This is a genomic window from Pseudomonas sp. LJDD11, assembly GCF_024584215.1.
Taxonomy (GTDB): Bacteria; Pseudomonadota; Gammaproteobacteria; order Pseudomonadales; family Pseudomonadaceae; genus Aquipseudomonas.
Genome location: NZ_JANJFL010000001.1, coordinates 249,862 through 268,720 on the forward strand (window position 1 = coordinate 249,862; position 18,859 = coordinate 268,720).

18 protein-coding genes are annotated in these 18,859 nt (G+C 61.1%); 6 read left to right on the forward strand and 12 right to left on the reverse strand.

Going from position 1 to position 18,859, the window contains the following annotated elements; genetic code table 11:
- Positions 1-53 precede the first annotated feature (53 nt).
- Together NRB16_RS01155 and NRB16_RS01160 are read right to left on the reverse strand one after the other, a co-directional pair.
- Positions 54-1,439 (reverse strand): HAMP domain-containing sensor histidine kinase, encoded by a 1,386-nt coding sequence (locus tag NRB16_RS01155; RefSeq protein ID WP_045492743.1) that lies wholly within the window; start codon positions 1,437-1,439, stop codon positions 54-56.
- Positions 1,417-2,100 carry a response regulator transcription factor gene (locus NRB16_RS01160; protein ID WP_045492740.1) on the reverse strand — a complete coding sequence of 228 codons (684 nt, stop codon included), beginning with the start codon at positions 2,098-2,100 and terminating at the stop codon, positions 1,417-1,419. Before NRB16_RS01160 ends, NRB16_RS01155 begins: the two co-directional genes overlap by 23 nt.
- A 131-nt stretch (positions 2,101-2,231) precedes the next feature.
- Here NRB16_RS01160 and NRB16_RS01165 point away from each other — a divergent pair, with 131 nt between their 5' ends.
- Positions 2,232-3,008 carry an NYN domain-containing protein gene (locus tag NRB16_RS01165; protein WP_253111501.1) on the forward strand — a complete coding sequence of 259 codons (777 nt, stop codon included), beginning with the start codon at positions 2,232-2,234 and terminating at the stop codon, positions 3,006-3,008.
- A 9-nt stretch (positions 3,009-3,017) separates the two neighbouring features.
- Here the strand turns inward: NRB16_RS01165 and NRB16_RS01170 are convergent, their stop codons facing one another.
- From NRB16_RS01170 to pncA, 3 genes are all read right to left on the reverse strand, one after another.
- The gene (locus NRB16_RS01170; protein WP_257105259.1) at positions 3,018-3,884 is read right to left on the reverse strand and encodes a DMT family transporter; all 867 of its coding nucleotides are present in this window, start codon (positions 3,882-3,884) and stop codon (positions 3,018-3,020) included.
- A gap of 726 nt (positions 3,885-4,610) precedes the next feature.
- Complete coding sequence (locus tag NRB16_RS01175) at positions 4,611-5,516, reverse strand: formate/nitrite transporter family protein (protein ID WP_253141096.1); 906 nt, start codon at positions 5,514-5,516, stop codon at positions 4,611-4,613.
- 258 nt (positions 5,517-5,774) lie between these two features.
- Positions 5,775-6,422: a bifunctional nicotinamidase/pyrazinamidase gene (gene pncA / locus NRB16_RS01180; protein ID WP_257105260.1), complete on the reverse strand. Its 648-nt coding sequence runs from the start codon at positions 6,420-6,422 to the stop codon at positions 5,775-5,777.
- Between the two features lie 244 nt (positions 6,423-6,666).
- Here pncA and NRB16_RS01185 point away from each other — a divergent pair, with 244 nt between their 5' ends.
- A complete protein-coding gene (locus NRB16_RS01185; RefSeq protein WP_045492732.1) occupies positions 6,667-8,799 on the forward strand; it encodes a TonB-dependent siderophore receptor in 2,133 nt (710 codons plus the stop codon).
- An 86-nt stretch (positions 8,800-8,885) separates the two neighbouring features.
- Here NRB16_RS01185 and NRB16_RS01190 read toward each other — a convergent pair whose 3' ends face one another.
- The 5 genes from NRB16_RS01190 to NRB16_RS01210 form a co-directional block, all read right to left on the reverse strand.
- Positions 8,886-9,842, reverse strand: coding sequence for a D-2-hydroxyacid dehydrogenase family protein (locus tag NRB16_RS01190; RefSeq protein WP_253111512.1), 957 nt, complete (start codon positions 9,840-9,842; stop codon positions 8,886-8,888).
- A 76-nt stretch (positions 9,843-9,918) separates the two neighbouring features.
- A complete protein-coding gene (locus tag NRB16_RS01195; protein WP_253111514.1) occupies positions 9,919-10,284 on the reverse strand; it encodes a hypothetical protein in 366 nt (121 codons plus the stop codon).
- Between the two features lie 67 nt (positions 10,285-10,351).
- Positions 10,352-11,005 carry a DUF1345 domain-containing protein gene (locus tag NRB16_RS01200; RefSeq protein ID WP_257105261.1) on the reverse strand — a complete coding sequence of 218 codons (654 nt, stop codon included), beginning with the start codon at positions 11,003-11,005 and terminating at the stop codon, positions 10,352-10,354.
- A gap of 283 nt (positions 11,006-11,288) precedes the next feature.
- The gene (locus tag NRB16_RS01205; RefSeq protein ID WP_257105262.1) at positions 11,289-11,870 is read right to left on the reverse strand and encodes a hypothetical protein; all 582 of its coding nucleotides are present in this window, start codon (positions 11,868-11,870) and stop codon (positions 11,289-11,291) included.
- A 115-nt stretch (positions 11,871-11,985) separates the two neighbouring features.
- Entirely contained in the window at positions 11,986-12,906 is a 921-nt protein-coding gene (locus tag NRB16_RS01210) for a carbon-nitrogen hydrolase family protein (RefSeq protein ID WP_257105263.1), read from the reverse strand.
- A 115-nt stretch (positions 12,907-13,021) separates the two neighbouring features.
- On the opposite strand from NRB16_RS01210, the gene NRB16_RS01215 reads away from it, so the two are divergent.
- Positions 13,022-13,933 (forward strand): LysR family transcriptional regulator, encoded by a 912-nt coding sequence (locus NRB16_RS01215; RefSeq protein WP_253141104.1) that lies wholly within the window; start codon positions 13,022-13,024, stop codon positions 13,931-13,933.
- Between the two features lie 4 nt (positions 13,934-13,937).
- Here NRB16_RS01215 and NRB16_RS01220 read toward each other — a convergent pair whose 3' ends face one another.
- Together NRB16_RS01220 and NRB16_RS01225 are read right to left on the reverse strand one after the other, a co-directional pair.
- Positions 13,938-14,828, reverse strand: coding sequence for a LysR family transcriptional regulator (locus NRB16_RS01220; RefSeq protein WP_045492714.1), 891 nt, complete (start codon positions 14,826-14,828; stop codon positions 13,938-13,940).
- Positions 14,792-14,977 carry a hypothetical protein gene (locus NRB16_RS01225; protein ID WP_253111873.1) on the reverse strand — a complete coding sequence of 62 codons (186 nt, stop codon included), beginning with the start codon at positions 14,975-14,977 and terminating at the stop codon, positions 14,792-14,794. Before NRB16_RS01225 ends, NRB16_RS01220 begins: the two co-directional genes overlap by 37 nt.
- Between NRB16_RS01225 and NRB16_RS01230 the strand changes: the two genes are divergently transcribed.
- From NRB16_RS01230 to NRB16_RS01240, 3 genes are all read left to right on the forward strand, one after another.
- Positions 14,976-16,052 (forward strand): 4-oxalomesaconate tautomerase, encoded by a 1,077-nt coding sequence (locus NRB16_RS01230; RefSeq protein WP_045492711.1) that lies wholly within the window; start codon positions 14,976-14,978, stop codon positions 16,050-16,052. The genes NRB16_RS01225 and NRB16_RS01230 overlap by 2 nt on opposite strands.
- Positions 16,053-16,111: 59 nt before the next feature.
- Positions 16,112-17,419, forward strand: coding sequence for a dicarboxylate/amino acid:cation symporter (locus NRB16_RS01235; RefSeq protein ID WP_253111531.1), 1,308 nt, complete (start codon positions 16,112-16,114; stop codon positions 17,417-17,419).
- Positions 17,420-17,539: 120 nt separating this feature from the next.
- The gene (locus tag NRB16_RS01240) at positions 17,540-18,844 is read left to right on the forward strand and encodes a CitMHS family transporter (protein WP_045492706.1); all 1,305 of its coding nucleotides are present in this window, start codon (positions 17,540-17,542) and stop codon (positions 18,842-18,844) included.
- The last annotated feature ends 15 nt before the right edge of the window (positions 18,845-18,859 follow it).

An 18,859-nucleotide genomic window follows, 5' to 3' on the forward strand; every position in this document is an offset into this window, starting at 1 on the left:
CAGAACCCACACTGAATTGATACTGAATATTTCTGTCACTGATGATGCGCCGCTCAGGCCGCTGAAGTGTCGGCGGCACAATCGAGCGTCAGCCGTGCGCCGCCATAGCGGCTGCTGTCGATGCGCAAAGTAAAGCCATGCAGCTCGACAATCGCGGCCACCAGCGACAGTCCCAGGCCGAAGCCTTGCGGGTTGTCGTGTTCGCTGCGATGAAAGCGCTGGAACACCGCCTGACGCTCGGCTTCGGGAATGCCGGGGCCGGAGTCTTGCACCTCAATACGCAACTGGCCTTGCCAGGCGCTGGCCTGCAGCAGCACCGTACCGCCGGCGGGGGTGAACTTGATCGCGTTGTCGAGCAGGTTGGCCAGCGCCTCGAACAGCAGGGCGCGGTCGCCAGTGATGCTCGGCACCGGGCTGTCGACGTCCAGCAGCAAGGTGATGTCGCCTTCCTCGGCCAGCGGCAGATAAAAGTCGTGCAACTCCTGCAGCAAGGCGTGCGGGTCGAGTTCCAGAAAGCCCGAGCGGCGGCGCTGGTCCTGCAGTTCGGAAATGCGCAACAGCCCGCGAAAGCGCGCCATCAGGCCATCGGCTTCGGCGATCACCTGGGCAATTTCCGGGCTGTGCGGCGAGTCCGGGGCTTGCTGCTGGATGCGGTACAGGCGGGCGCGCAGGCGGGTCAACGGGGTGCGCAAGTCATGGGCAATGTTGTCGCATACGCCCTTGACCTCGTTCATCAGCCGCTCGATCTGGCCGAGCATGTCATTGACGATCAACGCCAGCATGTCCAGCTCGTCACGGCGCACCGAAACCGGCAGGCGCTTGCTCATGTCGCCACTGACAATCGCCTCGGCACTGGCACGCAAGGCATGGATGCGCCGCAGAGGCCGGCGGCGCAACAAGTACCAGCCGGCCACGCCGGGAATGATGGTCAGCGACATGCCCCATAGCAGCGCATGCAGAATCAGGTTGGAGACGGCGAACAGCGAGCCATTGTCGCGCACGATGATCAGCCAGTTGCCAGCGCGGGTGCGAGTCGCTACCGCGGCGCAACTGCTGCGCGGCAGGTTCGGGTCGGTGGAGACGATGCAACTGCCCAGTTCATGAATCTGGCCGTCCAGCGGCAGGTTGCCGGGGATCTGCCGGATCGGCCCGAACAGCGGGCGCAGACGGGCGTCGAACAGGCCGAAGGCATCCACGGCGGGTTTGTCGAAGGCCATGCTCGCCACCAGCGCTTCGACCAGGTCCTGGCCTTCGAAGCGGGCGAACAGCTGCTGGCGCTGCATCAGTGAGTGGCGGGCCATCTGGTCCAGATAACCTTTGACCTCCCAATACAGGACCCCCAGCAAGATGCTGCCCCAGGCCACGAACAGGGTGCTGTAGAGCGCCAGCAGACGGCTGCTGGAGGAGCGCCAGCCCTTAGGCAGGTTCGCTAATGACATACCCCGTGCCCCTTACGGTACGGATCAGCGGCGCACTGCCCGGTGGGTCGATTTTCTTGCGCAGGCGGCCAATATGGACGTCGATCAGGTTGGTGCCAGGGTCGAAGTGATAGCCCCAGACCTCCTGGAAGATCATCATCCGGGTGATGACCTGGCCATGGTTGCGCATCAGAAATTCCAGCAGCTTGTACTCGGTGGGCAGCAGGGTCAGGGTCCGCTCGCCACGGCGCGCCTCGCGGGTCATCAGGTCCAGTTCCAGGTCACCGACCAGCAACTGGCTTTTCTGCTCGCTGGCCGGGCTGTTACGGCGCAGCAGCACCTCGACCCGGGCGGCCATCTCGTCGGAGGCAAAGGGCTTGGACAGATAGTCGTCGCCCCCGGCGCGCAGGCCACGAACCCGCTCATCGACGTCTGACAGCGCGCTGATCATCAGGATCGGCGTGCTGATGCCCTGGGCGCGCAGGCGGGTGACGATGGTCAGCCCGTCGACCTGCGGCAACATGCGGTCCAGGGTAATCAGGTCGTAATCGCCACTGACGGCCTTGTCCAGACCGTCACGCCCGTTGTCTACCCAGTCCACATCCAGCCCGTGACTGCTGAGTTCCGCGACGATCTCCCTTGCGGTGACGGCGTCATCTTCGATTGCCAGGATTCGGGTCATCTTGCCTGCCTGCGGTGTGGGACAAAATCGTATCTTGCCTGTTGGAACCTGAAAATTTCCTGAAAGAAAGATCATGTCGAACCATCACGTTCTGGCACCATGAAGGCTCCAAACTGCAGCAAGGACAATCAATGGCTGCCAATAACACGTCGCGCACGCAAAAACATCTTGCCGTGCTCATCGATGCCGACAATGCGCCCGCAGCGATTGTTGAAGGTCTTTTCGAAGAAATCGCAAGGTACGGTGTCGCCAGCGTCAAACGCATCTACGGTGACTGGACCGGCCCGCAACTGGGGAGCTGGAAGAACGTTCTGCTCGACCACTCGATCGTGCCTATCCAGCAATTTGCCTACACCAAGGGCAAGAATGCCACTGACAGCTCGTTGATCATTGACGCCATGGACCTGCTCTACACCCGGCGCTTCGAGGGCTTTTGCCTGGTTTCCAGCGACAGCGATTTCACCCGGCTGGCGTCGCGTATTCGTGAAGAGGGATTGCTGGTCTACGGTTTTGGCGAACAGAAGACACCGCGGCCCTTCGTCGCCGCCTGTGACAAGTTCATTTATATCGAACTGCTCAGAAGTGACCCGCCGGGCGCAACCGGCGTGGAGGATCGTCCGGCCAGCGAAACAGCAAAAGTGGCAGATGACGGCAAAGCCGCCCGCAAGCCCAAAGTGCCTCTGGCGTTCATCGCCAAGATCATGGACGACATCGCCGATGAAGATGGCTGGGCGCACTTGAGTGCACTGGGCACCAATATCAGCAAACTCAGGCCGGAGTTCGACTCGCGTACCCATGGCTACAAAAAGCTCAGCGACCTGATCAAAGGGCATCCCAAGACCTTCGAGTTACAGACCCGTAACAGTCCGGGAGGCACGGCGGTGTTGTATGCCAGGCACAGACAGTGAGCTTTGGCGTCATGCAGCTCGTTTTGAGCTGAACCCTCTTATGGCAATGATGACAAGCAGCGCTCCGGCAGCTGTTATCCAGGAGAGGCTATGTCCAAAGACTGCATAGTCCAGCATCAGCGTGATGACGGGGACCAGATAGAAAAGGATGCCAACCGTGCTTGCCGAGTGTTTGCTTAGCATATGGAACAAGAGCAGCACTGCGCCGCTGGATACCACGAGGATCATCCAGCCGGCAGACAGGATGAAAGCGGGTGTAAGGTTCAGGTGAAGAGGGGTGGCGGGAAGGAGGATGAGAAACACCAGGGCGGCGCTCACACTTTGATAAAAAGCGGACACCAGCGGGTCGACAGGCAGTTTTTGTTGCATCACTGAACCGGTGCTTATCGCCAGTAGCGAGAGGGTTCCGAATATCAGGCCGAGTGGCGTCATCGCTCCGGTTTCACGTGCTCCGAGTATGGCGATGGTGAGGCCTGATAAGCCAAGCAGTAAATACAGATAACCTGAAACGCCGATCTTTTCACGGGCAAACAGGGGTGTCAGGATCGGCTGGATGCCCAGCAGAATCGAAAGCGCTCCGGGTGTCAGGTCATGATGGAGTGCCAGAAAGAACGCGCTTTGATAACCAACTTGCAATGTCATGCCGATAATAATAACGCGTAGTAGCAGATGCCTTGGCAAGTCAATTCTTTTGAGTAGGCCGGTCTTGCCAGATAGTAACGTACAGACAATAAAGAGTACGAACGCTGCGCCAACAGAACGAAGGGTCAGGAATACGGACACTGAAGCGTCTTCAAGCCCAAGCTTCACGAAAATAGCCCCGCTGCTCCACATTAGCAGGAACAGTAACGGCGAATACTTTTCCAGTGCAGTCATCGCGGGGCTCATGATCATGCGTTCCAGTCGTTAATGACGTATCGCTCACCCATCGCTCGCTGCTCAATCAAATAGCGTCGTAGTGAGCGAGCTTTTCGAGCGACTTCTGGATCTTCGCCATTTCAGCAGCGCTTACGATCCAGTCATAGCAGCAAGCTACAGAAATGTTGTAGGTGGAATGTGGAGAGAGTGAAAACTATATGTCGGCTGAGAAGTTATCGTTATGGGGGTAGGGTGCCTGGTAGTCGGGAGGCCATTGGCTTGCTCAATTTGCTTGGGGTGGCCAAGATACTTCGGGATATTGATGTTGTGTTGATGTGAGTTGGCAATGGATATTTCCGAGCGTAACGTTTTGTGTTTGTCGCCTGAAAAATGAGGCTGAGCTGTCGGAATGAGTATTGCTGGTTTTCGGGGTTTGGTTGATTGATATGTAGTCCTAAAGTCTGAGTGTTGTAGGAAGTGGTGAGTTAACTTTTAAGATTTATTTGGTTTTTTGGGAGGGTGAATTTTATGGCCGCTAAATAGCCTCTAAATCCAGGGCGTGTGAGCGAGGGCACTCGGATACCAGGGGCAAGCCGATATATTCGCTGCAAGTCACCGCCAGCGCTTATGCGCTGTCGTCGAGGTCGGTTGGCGAAAGGGCCCGTAAACCACTCCATTTGCAGTGATCTCGTGGCCTTAGTCGCCAGCAGAGCTTGCCTCCCACCGGTTCGTGGAGCCTTGTGGCTAAAGTTGCTCCGGCTTTCGGCTTTTGCGCAACTCCTCCAGCAGCTTGCGTTTGTCGCGCTCGCGCTTGGCGGTCATGTCGTTCTCGCTGCGAATCTGTGCATGGCTGAGCAGGCCGAAGATAAAGCTGCCGCCGATGATATTGCCGGCCAGGGTCGGGGCTGCAAACACCAGCCAGAAATCGCCCCAGCTCACCTCGCCGGCAAACACCAGGTACGACACCTCCAGCGAGCCGACCACGATGTGGGTGAAGTCACCCAGCGCCATCAGGTAGGTGATCACCACGATAATGGCGATCTTGGCGTTTTCCATGCCGGCGATCATCCACACCATGGTGGCGATCATCCAGCCCGAGACGATGCCTTTGGCGAGCATCTTGGTCGCGTCGTTTTCCATCACTTTGCGGCCGATTTCCAGAAACGCCAGGTCGGTCTGGGTATCGAAGATCGGCAGGCGCAGCATCACCCAGGCCACCAGCAGGGTGCCGGCCAGGTTACCGGCGAGCACTACACCCCACAGGCGCAGCAACCGGCCGAAATTGCCCAGGGTCAGCTTGCTCATCACTGGCAGCACGGCCGTCAGGGTGTTCTCGGTGAACAGCTGCTGGCGGGCCAGGATCACCGCCAGAAAGCCTGCCGAATAGCCCAGGCTGGCGATCACGTGGCTTTCATCGCCGGGCCCCAGCCGCGAGCGAAACAGCCCCATGGCCATCAGCGACAGACCCATGGTCAGCCCGGCGGCCAGCGCCGACCACCACAGCGCTGCGACACTGCGCTCCAGCTCATGGTCGCCCTGGATGCGGATGGTTTCATGCAACACCACCGCCCGCGGCGGCAGCTTCTCGTCGATCTCGCGCTCTTCTTCGGCTGACAGGCCGGGAGTCTTGCCGTCTGCTTGTTCTTGCATACCAGTTACCTTCATGGGGGAACGACGCAGGCATCCAGGACGCCTCTAAAAACTACCTGCTGGCTGGGCGCCTGCGGCGCTACGCGCGTCATCGCTGCGTTGAAACCAGGCTCACAATGCTCATTGACAACTCGTCAACTGCGCTTGCTCGCCTGGTTTCGCCTTGCGCTGCCGGCCTCGCCTACGTTTTTAGAGGCATCCTCTGCTCTGTCAATTCAGACCTGCGCGGCCCGGCGTCGTTCTGCCGTGATGAAGGCGTTATGCGTGCTGTAGCTGTTGGCTCTGGATGCGCTGTACACCCAACTCGCCCATCGCGTGCCAGGCGGCCTGCAACGAGCCGTTCAGGTCAATCGCCCGGCAGGCATCCTCGATCACGTAGGTGTTGAACCCTTCGCGCGCCGCGTCCTGGGCCGACCAGGCCACGCAGAAGTCCAGCGCCAGGCCGACCACGTACAGCGTCTCGATGCCGTGCTCGCGCAAATAACCGCTCAGGCCGGTGCGGGTGATGCGGTCGGCTTCCAGAAACGCGGAATAACTGTCGATCACCGGATTGCAGCCCTTGCGCAGAATCAACTGCGCGTGGGGCAGCTCCAGCGCCTCATGCAACTGCGCGCCATCGCTGCCTTGCACGCAATGCACCGGCCACAGGGTCTGCGGGCCGTAGGGCAGGGTGATGGTCTGGAAGGGCACATGGCCCGGATGACTGTCAGCGAACGAGATATGCCCGGCCGGGTGCCAGTCCTGAGTCACGATGACCCTGGCGAACTGGCTGCCGAGGCGATTGATCAACGGCACCAGCGCATCGCCGTCGGCCACCGCCAGCGCACCGCCGGGCATGAAGTCGTATTGCATGTCGATCACCAGCAGGGCACTGCGGCGATCGCCGGGGGAATGGGTCAGGTTCATCAGCTCTCCGATCTGATCAGGGAAACACCGCCACAGTATGCCTGCCTGGCCCGGTAGGCGCGGCGTGAGCCGCGAATATTCACCGTCGAGGCGGATTGCTGCCAGCAATGACCCATCCACGCCGACATGATCCCAAAGTTACATTTGGGAATAAGTTTCACTTGTAGTTACAAATCTATACAATTCACATCTCAAAACGGGCCGTCATGAGCTCGTGGATCATCAAAGAGAACAGGATTCACACATGCGTCGCACTCTGATTTCGCTTTGCGCTGTGCAAGCCGCGCTGAGCCCACTGGCCTGGGCTGAGCAGGCCCCGGCCGGCAAGCCCTCCATCGAGCTGCAAGTGACCGACATCAACGCTGCTGCTGACAGCGAGCAGGCCACCGGTCCCGTACAAGGCTATAAAGCCACCCGGTCTGCCAGCGCCACCCGCACCGATACCTCGATCCACGAAACCCCGCAGTCGGTCAGTGTCGTGTCCCGCGAAGCGGTAGAAGATCTGGGCGCTACCCGCTTGCAAGAGGCACTCGACTACGCGGGCGGCGTTGGCCGGGCCAACAACTTCGGCGGTCAGGGCCTGACGACGTTTACTGTGCGCGGCTTCACCACCGGTGAGTTCTACCGCAACGGTTTCCCGATCAACCGCGGCTACCCGAGCATGCCCGATGCCAACACCATCGAGCGTCTTGAAGTGCTGCGCGGCCCGTCGACCACCCTGTACGGCCGCGGCGACCCGGGCGGCACCTTCAACGTGGTGACCAAACAGCCGTCCAGCGACCGCTCGGTGACACTGGGCAGCCAGATCAACGATCAGGGCATGTACCGTGGCACCCTCGATGCCACCGGCCCACTCGACGAAGAGGGCCGTCTGGCCTATCGCCTGAATGTTCTGGGCGAGGGCGGCGAAACCTTCCGCGACCACGTCGAGACCGAGCGCTATTCGGTGGCGCCGGTGCTCAGCTGGCAGCTCAACGATGCCACGCGCATCACCTTCGAAGGTGAGTTCATGCGCAACAATGCACCGCTGGATCGCGGCCTGACCCGTTACCCGGCGCAAACCCGCACCGCCTCGCCAGACACCTTCTGGGGCGAGAAGGACATCGGCAAGCTGCACACTGACACCAACATGGCCCAGTTGCGGTTCGAGCATGATTTGAACGACAACTGGACCCTGGGCGGCGGCGTGCAGTCGCTGGACGGCACCATGAAGGGCAACGGTGTCGAAGCCAACAGCCTGGGTGCCGATGCTCGCACCCTGAGCCGCAACTTCAACTGGCGCAAACTGGACTGGACCGATATCGACGTGCAACTGAACGTCACCGGCCGCTTCAACACCGGCAGCCTTGAGCACCTGCTGCTGGCCGGCGTCGAGTATGAAGATTACGACTACAAGTCGATCATCATGCGCTCCAGCGGTGCTGCGGGCAGCTACGCCATCGACATCTACAACCCGGTGTATGGCCAGGCCCGTCCGGCGCTGACCCGCACCACCACCCATGACAAGGAAAACCTCAAGACCTGGGCGGCGTTCCTGCAGGATCAGGTGACCCTCACCGAGCGCCTGAAGTTGCTGGTGGGCGCGCGCTTCGAACGCTTCGAGCATGACTACGACACCTACCTGGCCGGCACCCGCAGCTGGACCAACAGCGACAATGCGGTGACGCCGCGGCTGGGGCTGACTTTCGACCTGACCGAAGACCTGGCCCTGTACGCCAGCGCCTCGCGTTCGTTCAAGCCCAACTCCGGTGCTGCGCGGCTGGGCGGCGGGTTCGATCCTGAAGAAGGCAAGGCTTACGAGCTGGGCGCCAAATGGCAGACGCTGGACAAGCAGCTGAGTGTGGAAGCGGCGATTTACCAGATCGACAAGAAGAACGTGCTGACCACTGACCCGGTCGACTCGACCTTCAGCATCGCGGCCGGCGAAGTGCGCAGCCGTGGTTTCGACCTCAACGTGGTGGGCAACATCACCCCGGCCTGGAAAGTGATGGGCAGCTACGCCTACACCGACGCCGAAGTGACCAAGGACAACACCCTGCGTAACGGCACTCGCCTGCTCAACATCCCCAAGCAGAGCGCCAGTCTGCTGAGCATGTATGAGTTCCAGGACGGCGCATTGCGCGGTCTGGGCCTGGGTGGCGGCGCCCGTTATGTTGACGAGCGTGCCGGCCAGACCGCCAACGTGCCGAACTTCAGCATGGCCAGCTACACCGTCTACGACCTGCTGAGCTACTACAAGGTCAACGACAACCTGCGCCTGAACCTGGACGTGAAGAACCTGTTCGACAAGGAATATGAAGAGGGCGCGTTCGGCAACATCTACGCCTATCCGGGCGCACCGCGCACCGTGCAGGTGGGCTTCTCGTACAAGTTGTAACCTTTCGCCAAGGGGGCTTGCCAGCTTCTTCGCGAGCGAGCTCCCACATGTGCATGACTTAAGCCGACGGGGATATCGCCTCTCTATCAGGCAAATACCCTGATCGGCTGGCCGGCATGCCAGGCCTGAATGTCTTCGATCATCTGGCCGTAGAAAGTCTGGTAGTTGTTGCCGGTCACGTAGCCAATGTGCGGCGTGGCCAGGACGTTGTCCAGATTGCGAAACGGGTGCTCTTGGGCCAGTGGTTCCTGATCGAAGACATCCAGCGCCGCCCCGGCAATGCGCCGCTGGCGCAGTGCCTCGATCAGCGCTGGCTCATCGATGATCGGCCCGCGCGCAGTGTTGATCAGATACGCCTGGCGTTTCATCCAGCCCAGTGCCTGGGCATCCACCAGCCCCCGACTGCGCTCACTGAGCACCAGATGCACCGACAGCACGTCAGCCTGCTCGAACAGCGCCTGCTTGCTGACCCAGCTGACGCCGACCTCGGCCGCGGCCTCGGGTGTCAGGTTCTGGCTCCAGGCAATCACCCGCATGCCGAACGCCTGCCCATAGCGGGCCACTTTCTGGCCGATGCTGCCCAGGCCCAGCAGACCCAGGGTCTTGCCGTACAGGTCGCCGCCAATCCCCACCTGCCAGCCCCCGCCACGCAACGAATTTGCCTCTTGCACCAGATTGCGGGTAAGGCCCATGACCAGCGCCCAGGTCAGTTCCGGGGCGGCATGCTTGTAGCTGTCGGTGCCACACACCTCGATGCCTAGCTCACGGGCGGCTTTGACGTCCAATGCGGCGTTGCGCATACCGCCGGTGACCAACAGCTTGAGGTTTGGCAAGCGGCTTAGCAGCGCCTGATCGAACAGGGTGCGCTCGCGCATCACGCAGATCACCTCGAAGCCCTGCAAGCGCTCGGCCAGGGTCGCGGTATCGGCGGGGTAGTCGTGCAGGAAGCTGACCCTGGCAATGCTGCCGAGCACCGACCAGTCCACTACATCGCTGGCCACGTTCTGCCAGTCGTCCAGTACGGCAATGTTGAGCAGCGCCATCGTCGGGGGTCTCCATGTCTGTGGATGTGTCCGCACCTTACGCCGTAATGGTCCGGTCGGACAGCCTGCGAGCGGCCTACATGCTGCCGGTGCAGGCCAGGTAACGTTTGGTGATGGTCTTTACTTGCGATATGTGTTCGAAGATGGCGGGCGCATCGTCGAAGATGCGTGACTCACAGATGTCCCGATAGATCTCCAGCTTTCTGTGGCAGTTACTGATACTCGACCCGCCGGAAGCCTGGAAGTCCGGGTCTTTGCACACATAGGCAGCCATCCACTTGGCGCCCCAGCGAACCTCTTGCTGGGTCACCGGTGTCTTCTCGGCCTTCCTCAATAGCGCCTGATAGCTGGCTACCGGAATGTCCTGCCGGGCACTTTTTGTGTAGCTCGAATAGGCGTAGTAGCCGCCGGCGGCGAGCAGCAGCAAGATCAGGTATTTCATGTGCGTCCGTGACGTAGGCCGAGAGACGCAGACTTTAAACCGGTACTGACGAGCCGACAAAGATTTGTCAGCCAAACAGCCCCGCCGCCAGATTGATGGTCAAGCCCAGAATCGCCGTATTAAACACGAACCCCAGCAAGCAGTGAGCAAGCACGACCTTGCGCATTGCACGGGTCATCACGCCCACGTCTGAAGTTTGCACCGCCACGTTCAGGGTGAAGGAGAAGTACAGGAAGTCCCAATAGTCGGGATGCCTTTCACCGTCAGGAAAATTCAATGCCGGTTGCTTGCCGCCAGTGGTGTAGAACAGCCTGGCGTAGTGCAGGCTGAAGATCACCCCGGTCAACAACCAGGAGCCGACAATCGTCAGGGCGGTAAAACTGTGCCGCAGCACCTCGCCGGTGCCCGGCGCCGCTTTGCCGTTGGCCAGTTCGACAATGAGCGCCGCGAGGCTGGCCAGCGCGCCGATGCACACCACCAGTAATACCACCCCAGCATTTTCGTCCTCCATCATCGCGACCTTCTTCACATCATCAGCGCTGCTGCGCAGCGTGTGGCTAAGGATCAGTGCCAGGAACACCCATACGGCAAGATTCCAGCCCACCAGCCCTTGCTGGATGATGCTTAGTTGCGGGGCGATAAACACCGAGCCGATACCGGCCAGCAAACCCAGCGCAGCGCTCACGGCCAGACGCGGGTGGGTATGAACGACATGGGGCATAGCGGTGCTCAGCAAGGGCAGGGTTGGCACAACGATAGCAGCTCGGTGAGCATGGCTGGGCGCCGCGCTGTGCTGACAAACACGGCACCTCGTAGGAGCCGCTTTAGCGGCGAAGATTCGCCTTCCCGGCTAAAGCCAATACTGCTCATATGGGCGCCGCAAATCTCTGTGGCAACGAGCTTGCTCGTGAAGAGGCCGCTAAAGTCACAGCATCTGCTGCGAATGTGCCGCAGCCTTCGCCGGGATGCCGGACCACAGCAACCGGAGCGCCGGCCGGCCGCGCCTACGGGACCCCCTGCGCATCCAGAGCCTTTTGCAACAGGCCTGCCAGGGTGTCGCGGTGTTCCCGTTGCCTGCGCTGGGCTAACACCAGCGCATCAGTGAATGATCGGGTCGAGGTCAGTGCGAGCAACTGCGTGTACATGGCAATCTGGCGATCTTCGAGCCCGACATATTGGCGCAGATACGCGACGGGTGCTTCGCAGTAGGGCTCCTGGTAGTGCTGGTCGGCTTCTATCGCGCGCACCTTGTCGGTGTAGGCGCTGGCCAGGCTGCCGCTGTTGGTCTTGATGGGCTGGCGGGTCAGCAGCGCATTCAATTCATCAAATGGCGGGTTTCTTGAAAAGCGTCCCTTACGCCCTTTGGCGATATGCACCAGCATCGCCGCCAGCACCCCGGCGTTCTCGACCTTGTCGTTGGCAATCCGGCTGAGGATTGCCTTGCGGTCTGGTTCGGGTTCGCCGGTGGCGTTGAGCAAGTAGAGAATGGCTGAAGGCAACTCGCCCTCGACCCCACGAAACTGACCGAGCAGCAACTCGAAGAACCGGATCGTGTTGGCGCTACGGGTTGGGCCGGGAGTGGCCATGGCATATCTCCTTCACATTGCCGGTGCCTGTGAAGGACTTGAAACCCGAAACGTGCGTCTGTTCACACTTCCTGACCAGTGGCCCGCCCTCAGCCAAGCCTGGCGTCACCGGACTTCAGACAAACCGCACCCCGGCCTTTTCACGTTCATCGACCGTCAGTTCAAACACGTCCGGGCGCGAGTAATGCCCGGTCACGTCAAAGTCATAACGCGCCCGGGCCAGTTCGGCGGTGTCGATTTCGGCGCTCAGCAGGCCGCGCTCGCCCAGTAACGGTCCGGCCAGCACTTCGCCCAGCGGGCTGACGATCACGCTGCCGCCATTGATCAACGGCCGGTCCTGCGGCCAGTTTTCCACCTGGGTGCCCAGTTGTGCCGGTGAGTCTTGGACCTGGCAGGCGCTGACCACAAAGCAGCGGCCTTCACAGGCCACATGGCGCATGGTTGCTTGCCACATATCTCGCTCGTCCACGGTTGGCGCACACCAGATGTCCACGCCCTTGGCGTACATCGCGGTGCGCAGCAACGGCATGTAGTTCTCCCAGCAAATTGCAGTGCCCAGCCGCCCGGCACGGCCCTCGATGACCGGCAGCGTCGAGCCGTCGCCTTGTGCCCAGATCAGCCGCTCGGTGCCGGTGGGCATCAGCTTGCGGTGCTTGCCGGCCAGCCCGGCTTGTGGGGTGAAGAACAGGGCAGTGCAGTACAGGCTGTGGCCGCTGCGCTCGATCACACCAATCACCAGATCGGCACCGGTGCGTGCTGACAGGGCCGCCAGGGCTTCGGTTTCGGTGCCGGGCACGTCGATGGCGTTGGCATGGTAACGGGCAAAAGCTTCACGGCCCTCCGGCAGGCGGTAGCCGAGCTGGGTGCCGAACCGTTCTCCTTTGGGATAACCACCCAGCAGCGCTTCGGGCATCACCACCAGGCTGGCGCCGGATTCGCTGATGGCGGTTTCATAGGACAGGATTTGTTCCAGGGTGGCGGCTTTGCCGTCAGGCAACGAGCCGATTTGCAGCGCCGCGATGATGGATCTGGGCATGGCGTGGGTTCCGTTGGTGGTTGGTTTTGCCGGCTCAAGCCGGTCCTGCCAGGGCATGCGGCCATTTTCATTGCAAGCCGAACTATGAATAAATAGCGGTTCATTTCTATGTGATATGAACCAGATGAATATCGAGCAGATTGACCTGAACCTGCTGAAAGTTTTCGAAGCGCTGTTCGAGGAAAGCAGCGCCAGTCGCGCTGCGCTACGCCTGGGCGTGACTCAATCGGCGGTGAGCGCGGCCTTGCGGCGTCTGCGTGACGTCTACGGCGATCCGTTGTTCGTGCGCACCGGGCGCGGTCTGGCGCCGACCTTGCGCGCCAATCAATTGCGTGCGCTGATTGGCGAAGCACTCGCCAAGTGTCGGCAAAGCCTGACCCTGCTTGATCCGAAGGCCAGTGACTTGCAGGGCCGCAGCGTGACGCTGGGTTTGTCGGATGATTTCGAGATCGCTTACGGCCAGCGCTTGATCGCCGCCGTGGCGCAGCGTGCAGCGGGACTGCGGCTGATCTTTCGTCAGACCCATAGCCAGATCGTCGCCAGTGACCTGCTTGAGCGGCGCATCGATCTGGCGATCACTGCGGGCGGTTTCAATGCCCGGTTGCTGGGCCGGCAGATTCTCGGCGAGGGCGGCTATAGCTGCCTGGTGGACGGGGCCAGCCTTAAAAACGATGGGCTGAGCCTGGATGAGTTCGTCCGGCGCGAGCACATTCTGGTGTCGTCCGGCGGCTTTATCGGCATCGTCGACGAAGCGCTGGCGGCTGACAACCTGCAGCGCCGGGTGCGGGTTTCGACCACTCATTTTGCGGCGCTGGCGTGGCTGCTGCGCGGCACGCAGGCGGTGGCGACCATTCCCGCCCACGCCGCCCAAAGCATTGCCGACATGACCGGGCTGCTGGCGTTGCCATGCCCGCTGGCGCTGCCGCGTTACCCGATCGAACTGGGCTGGCGCAGCGTGACCCAGCCAGACCTGGCGGTGCAGCGGGTCCGGCAAGCCATCACCGATTGTTTTGCGCCGCCGGATTGATACCTTACTGCGGCCATTTCTCCAGCAGCATGGCGACGAACTTCTCGGCCGCTGGCGACAGTGACGCACCACGCCGGTAGACCAGCCCCAGCGAGCGGTTCACCACCGGCTCTTCGAGCGGCACGCTGACCAGGGTCGGGTGATCGGCCGCCGGCATCGCCAGGCTGGGCATCACCGAGACGCCCAGGCCTGCTTCTACAAGCCCAAGCGACGTCGATAAATGCTGCACTTCGTAAAACCACTTGGGCCGCCAGCTCAACCCGGCCAGGGCATGGTCGAGAATCATCCGGTTGCCGCTGAGCCGTCCGACGCCAATCAGCCGGTAATCGCTCAGCTCCGACCACCTCACTGAGCGGCGCTGGGCCAGTTCGTGGTCACGGCGGCAGGCCAACACGAATGGCTCGTTGACCAGCGCGGTGAAGTCGATATCCGGGTGCTGGCCGCTCATCATGTTGATGCCGAAATCCGCCTCGCCACGCAGCACCGCTTCCAGGCCGTCGTTGGCGCTCAGGTCGAGCAGGCGGATGCGAATCTTCGGGTATTGCTCGTTGTACAGGCGGATGACCGAAGGCAAAAAGTAAAACGCCGCCGTCGGAATACAGGCCAGCGTCACCTGGCCGGTCTGCCGTTCAGCCAACTCGCGGATGCTCAGGATCGAGTCCTCCAGATCATCAAGCAAGCGCCGCGCCTTGGGCAGGAAATCACGACCCACGGTGGTCAGGCTCACGCGTCGGGTGGTGCGTTCGAGCAACGGCGTGCCCAAGCCTTCCTCAAGTTTCTTGATGCGCCGGGTCAAGGCCGGCTGCGAGACGTGCAAGGCGTCGGCAGCCTCATGGAAACTGCCAAGTTCGGCGATTTTCACGAAAGATCTAATGTCTTGAAGCTCATATTCCACGGCGATGCTCCGCTGGGCGAGTTATTTTTATTGATAACGCTGACGCAATAATAGCTACGATCTTTGCATTGGATTGATTTTTCCCGGCCTGTCACTCTTGTTTCCAGAACATCAATAACACCGATTGATCCACAAGAGTCAGTAGTCATGCAACGAATTCCCTGTGTGCTCATGCGCGGCGGTACCTCCAAAGGACCGGTCTTTCATGCCTGGGACCTGCCCGCGAAGGTCGAAGAGCGCGACGAAATGTTGATCAACCTGATGGGTTCCGGCCACGAGCTGGAAATCGACGGCATCGGCGGCGGCAGCCCGCAGACCAGCAAGGTGGCGATCGTCAGCCCGTCGCTGCACCCTGACGCCGACGTCGACTACCTGTTTGTCCAGGTGATGGTCGCCCAGCGCCGGGTCGACACCGCGCCCAACTGCGGCAACATGCTCTGCGCCGTCGGCCCGTTCGCCATCGAGCAGGGGCTTGTCAAGGCGCAGCAGGGCAAAACCCTGGTGCGTATTCGCAACCTCAACACCGACACCCTGGTCACTTCGCTGGTGGATACGCCCGACGGCGTCGTCAACTACGAGGGCGATGCGACCATCGACGGCGTGCCCGGCAGCGCCGCGCCCATCCATGTGACCTTTCTCGATGCGGTGGGCAGCAAGACTGGCCAGCTGTTTCCTACCGGCCAGGTGCGCGATGTGTTTGACGGCATTGAGGTGACCTGCATCGACATGGCCATGCCAATGATGCTGGTCGAGGCGGCCAGCCTGGGCAAGACCGGCGCCGAAACGCCTGCGCAACTGGATGCTGACAGCGAGCTGCTGCAACGCCTGGAAAGCCTGCGTCGCCAGGCTGGGCTGGCGATGGGGCTGGGCGATGTCAGCGACAAGGTGATTCCCAAGCCGGTGCTGATCTCCCGCCCGCAACACGGCGGTACCCTGCAGGTGCGCTACTTCATGCCGCACAACTGCCATCGTGCGCTGGCCATCACCGGTTCCATCGGCCTGGCGACTGCCTGCGTCAGCCCTGACAGCGTAGCGGCCAGGTTGCTGGGTGAATCGGTGCTGCAACTGACCGAGGTTCGTCTGGAGCACCCAAGCGGGGCTATCGACGTGGCGCTGAGCCGCAGTGGTCCTGACGGTACGTTGCAGGCTTCGGTGGTGCGCACCGCACGCCGGCTGTTTTCCGGTTTCGTTTACGTTGCAAACGCCCAACGACTGGCCGGTTGATCCTGCCAGCCTGTTTAGCCCAAGCGCATCCGCACAATTTCAACAATGGGTGATGCCTCATGAGACTCATCAAATCGCTGTACTTCCAGATCATCTGCGCCGTCATCCTCGGCGTACTGGTCGGCCACCTCTGGGCGCAACAGGCCGTGGCCCTCAAGCCGTTGGGTGATGCCTTCATCAAGCTGATCAAGATGATGATCGCGCCGGTGGTGTTCTGCACCATCGTCACCGGCATCGCCGGAATGACCGACAAGCGCTCGCTCGGCCGGCTGATGAGCAAGACCTTGCTGCTGTTTCTGGTCCTGACCGTGATCAGCCTGGTCATCGGTCTGGTAGCGGTTTACCTGTTCAAGCCGGGTGTCGGCATGAACATCGACCCTTCGACCTTGAGCACTGAAGGCCTCAGCCAGTACACGGCTTCGGCGGCCAAACTCAGCGTTGTCGACTTTTTCATGCACATCATCCCGGACACGTTCATTGGCGCGTTCAGCAAGGGAGAGGTACTGCCGGTGCTGTTCATCGCCGTGCTCAGTGGCTTTGCCCTGTCGGCGCTGGGTGATAAAGGCCGCCCGGTGCTGGATGTGCTGGAGTCAGCGTCGCAGATGGTGTTCAAGATCTTCGGTTACCTGATGCGCTTCGCCCCGGTCGGTGCCTTCGGCGCGCTGGCCTTTACGGTTGGCCAGTACGGCATCACCTCGCTGGGGTCACTGGCCAAACTGATCATGACCCTGTACATCGCCTGCGCCTTCTTTGTGCTGGTGGTGCTCGGCAGCCTGTGCCGCCTGCATGGTTTCAGCCTGTGGAAACTGCTGCGCTACTTCCGCGAAGAGTTTCTGGTGGTATTGGGCACCTCGTCCACGGAGCCGGTGCTGCCGCGCATGCTGGAAAAACTCCAGGCGCTGGGCTGCAAGAAGGGCGTGGTAGGGCTGGTGCTGCCCACCGGTTACTCGTTCAACCTCGACGGCACGGCCATCTACCTGTCACTGGCGGCGGTGTTCATTGCCCAGGCCTGCAATATCGACCTGACTGTCGGCCAGACACTGACCATGCTGGCGATCATGCTGCTGTCGTCCAAAGGCGCGGCCGGTGTGACAGGCAGCGGCTTTGTCGCCCTGGCCTCGACCCTGACCGTCATCCATGACATTCCGCTGGCGGGCCTGGCACTGCTGATCGGCATCGACCGTTTCATGTCCGAGGCGCGGGCCTTGACCAGCCTGGCCAGTAACGCGGTGGCCACGGTGGTGATTTCCCTGTCTGAAGGCGCCTGTGACCGGCAGACCCTGCAGCGAGCCTTGAATGGCACACCGGCGCCGGCTCCAGAGCCTGCCGTGCAATGGGCCAAAGACACCCCGCCACACCGTAACTGATCGTCAGTTTTCCAGTGACTTTAACGTAGCACCCCCCCTGGCGCATGATAGCGCCAGGCGGGCAGGGAGGGCGTGCGGCTTCGTATTGGGCGCCCCGAGATAAAAAAAAGAGAACACAACATGCTCGCATTACTTGGCTTGGCCATGGTCGTGGTTTTTACCTACCTGATCATGAGTAAACGGCTTTCGCCCATCGTCGCCCTGACCCTGGTACCCATTGTCTTTGCCGTCATCGGTGGCTTTGCCCCGACCACCGGCAAGATGATGCTCGACGGCCTGAAAATGGTTGCCCCTTCGGCCGCCTTGCTGTTGTTCGCCATTCTGTTTTTCGGTCTGATGATCGATGCTGGATTGTTCGACCCGCTGATCCGCAAGATTCTCAAGCGCGTCAATGGCGACCCGCAGAAAATCGCCATCGGCACCGCCTTGCTGTCGCTGCTGGTCGCGCTGGACGGCGATGGCACCACCACCTACATGATTACCTGCGCAGCCATGCTGCCGTTGTACAAGCGCATCGGCATGAACCCGATGATTCTTGCCACCATCTCGATGCTGTCGCTGAGCATCATGAGCGGCATGAGCCCTTGGGGCGGGCCGGCGACCCGTGCCATTGCGGCGCTGGGTCTGGATGCCACCGAGTACTTCATCCCGATGTTGCCGACCATGATCGGCGGTGCCATGTGGGTGGTGTTCACTGCATTCCTGCTGGGCCGCGCCGAACGCAAACGCATCGGTAATATCCGCCTGGAGTCCGGCGGTGGTAACTGCTACATCGAAGCCATCCTGGAACACACCCCGCACAAGCGTCCGCGCCTGGCCTACGTCAATCTGGTGCTGGTGATTGCAGTCATGGTCGCCCTGGTGATGGGCGTGGTGCATGCCGCGATCCTGTTCATGGTCGGTTTTGTCGCGGCATTGATGATCAACTACCCGAAACTGGACCAGCAAAAAGAGCGCATCCTGGCCCACTCCGGCAATGCCATGACCGTGGTGCTGCTGGTGTTCGCCGCCGGTATCTTCGCCGGCATCTTCTCCGGCACCAAGATGGTCGATGCCATGGCCCAGACCCTGGTGAGCTGGATCCCGCCGTCCTGGGGCCACTGGTTCCCGCTGGTGGTGGCGCTGACCAGCATGCCGCTGACCTTCGTGCTGTCCAACGATGCCTACTACTTCGGCGTGGTGCCGATCCTGGCCAACGCTGCAGCTGCCTATGGCATCTCGCCGCTGGAAATCGCCCGCGCTTCGGTGCTGGGCCAGCCGGTGCATCTGATGAGCCCGCTGGTGGCTTCGACCCTGCTGCTGGTGGGCATGGTCGACCGCGATATCGGCGACTTTCAGAAAGCCACGGTCAAGTGGGCAGTGCTCACCTCGCTGGTGATTACCGTGCTGGCGTTGCTCACCGGCGCGATCTCGTTATTCGTCTGAGCGCCGGCTAGCCAG

Bases quoted from the DNA above. Each gene is read 5' to 3' on its own strand.
- NRB16_RS01155 (WP_045492743.1), bottom strand. From the start codon at position 1,439: ATGTCATTAGCGAACCTGCCTAAGGGCTGGCGCTCCTCCAGCAGCCGT.
- NRB16_RS01160 (WP_045492740.1), bottom strand. From the start codon at position 2,100: ATGACCCGAATCCTGGCAATCGAAGATGACGCCGTCACCGCAAGGGAG.
- NRB16_RS01165 (WP_253111501.1), top strand. From the start codon at position 2,232: ATGGCTGCCAATAACACGTCGCGCACGCAAAAACATCTTGCCGTGCTC.
- NRB16_RS01170 (WP_257105259.1), bottom strand. From the start codon at position 3,884: ATGACTGCACTGGAAAAGTATTCGCCGTTACTGTTCCTGCTAATGTGG.
- NRB16_RS01175 (WP_253141096.1), bottom strand. From the start codon at position 5,516: ATGCAAGAACAAGCAGACGGCAAGACTCCCGGCCTGTCAGCCGAAGAA.
- pncA (WP_257105260.1), bottom strand. From the start codon at position 6,422: ATGAACCTGACCCATTCCCCCGGCGATCGCCGCAGTGCCCTGCTGGTG.
- NRB16_RS01185 (WP_045492732.1), top strand. From the start codon at position 6,667: ATGCGTCGCACTCTGATTTCGCTTTGCGCTGTGCAAGCCGCGCTGAGC.
- NRB16_RS01190 (WP_253111512.1), bottom strand. From the start codon at position 9,842: ATGGCGCTGCTCAACATTGCCGTACTGGACGACTGGCAGAACGTGGCC.
- NRB16_RS01195 (WP_253111514.1), bottom strand. From the start codon at position 10,284: ATGAAATACCTGATCTTGCTGCTGCTCGCCGCCGGCGGCTACTACGCC.
- NRB16_RS01200 (WP_257105261.1), bottom strand. From the start codon at position 11,005: ATGCCCCATGTCGTTCATACCCACCCGCGTCTGGCCGTGAGCGCTGCG.
- NRB16_RS01205 (WP_257105262.1), bottom strand. From the start codon at position 11,870: ATGGCCACTCCCGGCCCAACCCGTAGCGCCAACACGATCCGGTTCTTC.
- NRB16_RS01210 (WP_257105263.1), bottom strand. From the start codon at position 12,906: ATGCCCAGATCCATCATCGCGGCGCTGCAAATCGGCTCGTTGCCTGAC.
- NRB16_RS01215 (WP_253141104.1), top strand. From the start codon at position 13,022: ATGAACCAGATGAATATCGAGCAGATTGACCTGAACCTGCTGAAAGTT.
- NRB16_RS01230 (WP_045492711.1), top strand. From the start codon at position 14,976: ATGCAACGAATTCCCTGTGTGCTCATGCGCGGCGGTACCTCCAAAGGA.
- NRB16_RS01225 (WP_253111873.1), bottom strand. From the start codon at position 14,977: ATGACTACTGACTCTTGTGGATCAATCGGTGTTATTGATGTTCTGGAA.
- NRB16_RS01235 (WP_253111531.1), top strand. From the start codon at position 16,112: ATGAGACTCATCAAATCGCTGTACTTCCAGATCATCTGCGCCGTCATC.
- NRB16_RS01240 (WP_045492706.1), top strand. From the start codon at position 17,540: ATGCTCGCATTACTTGGCTTGGCCATGGTCGTGGTTTTTACCTACCTG.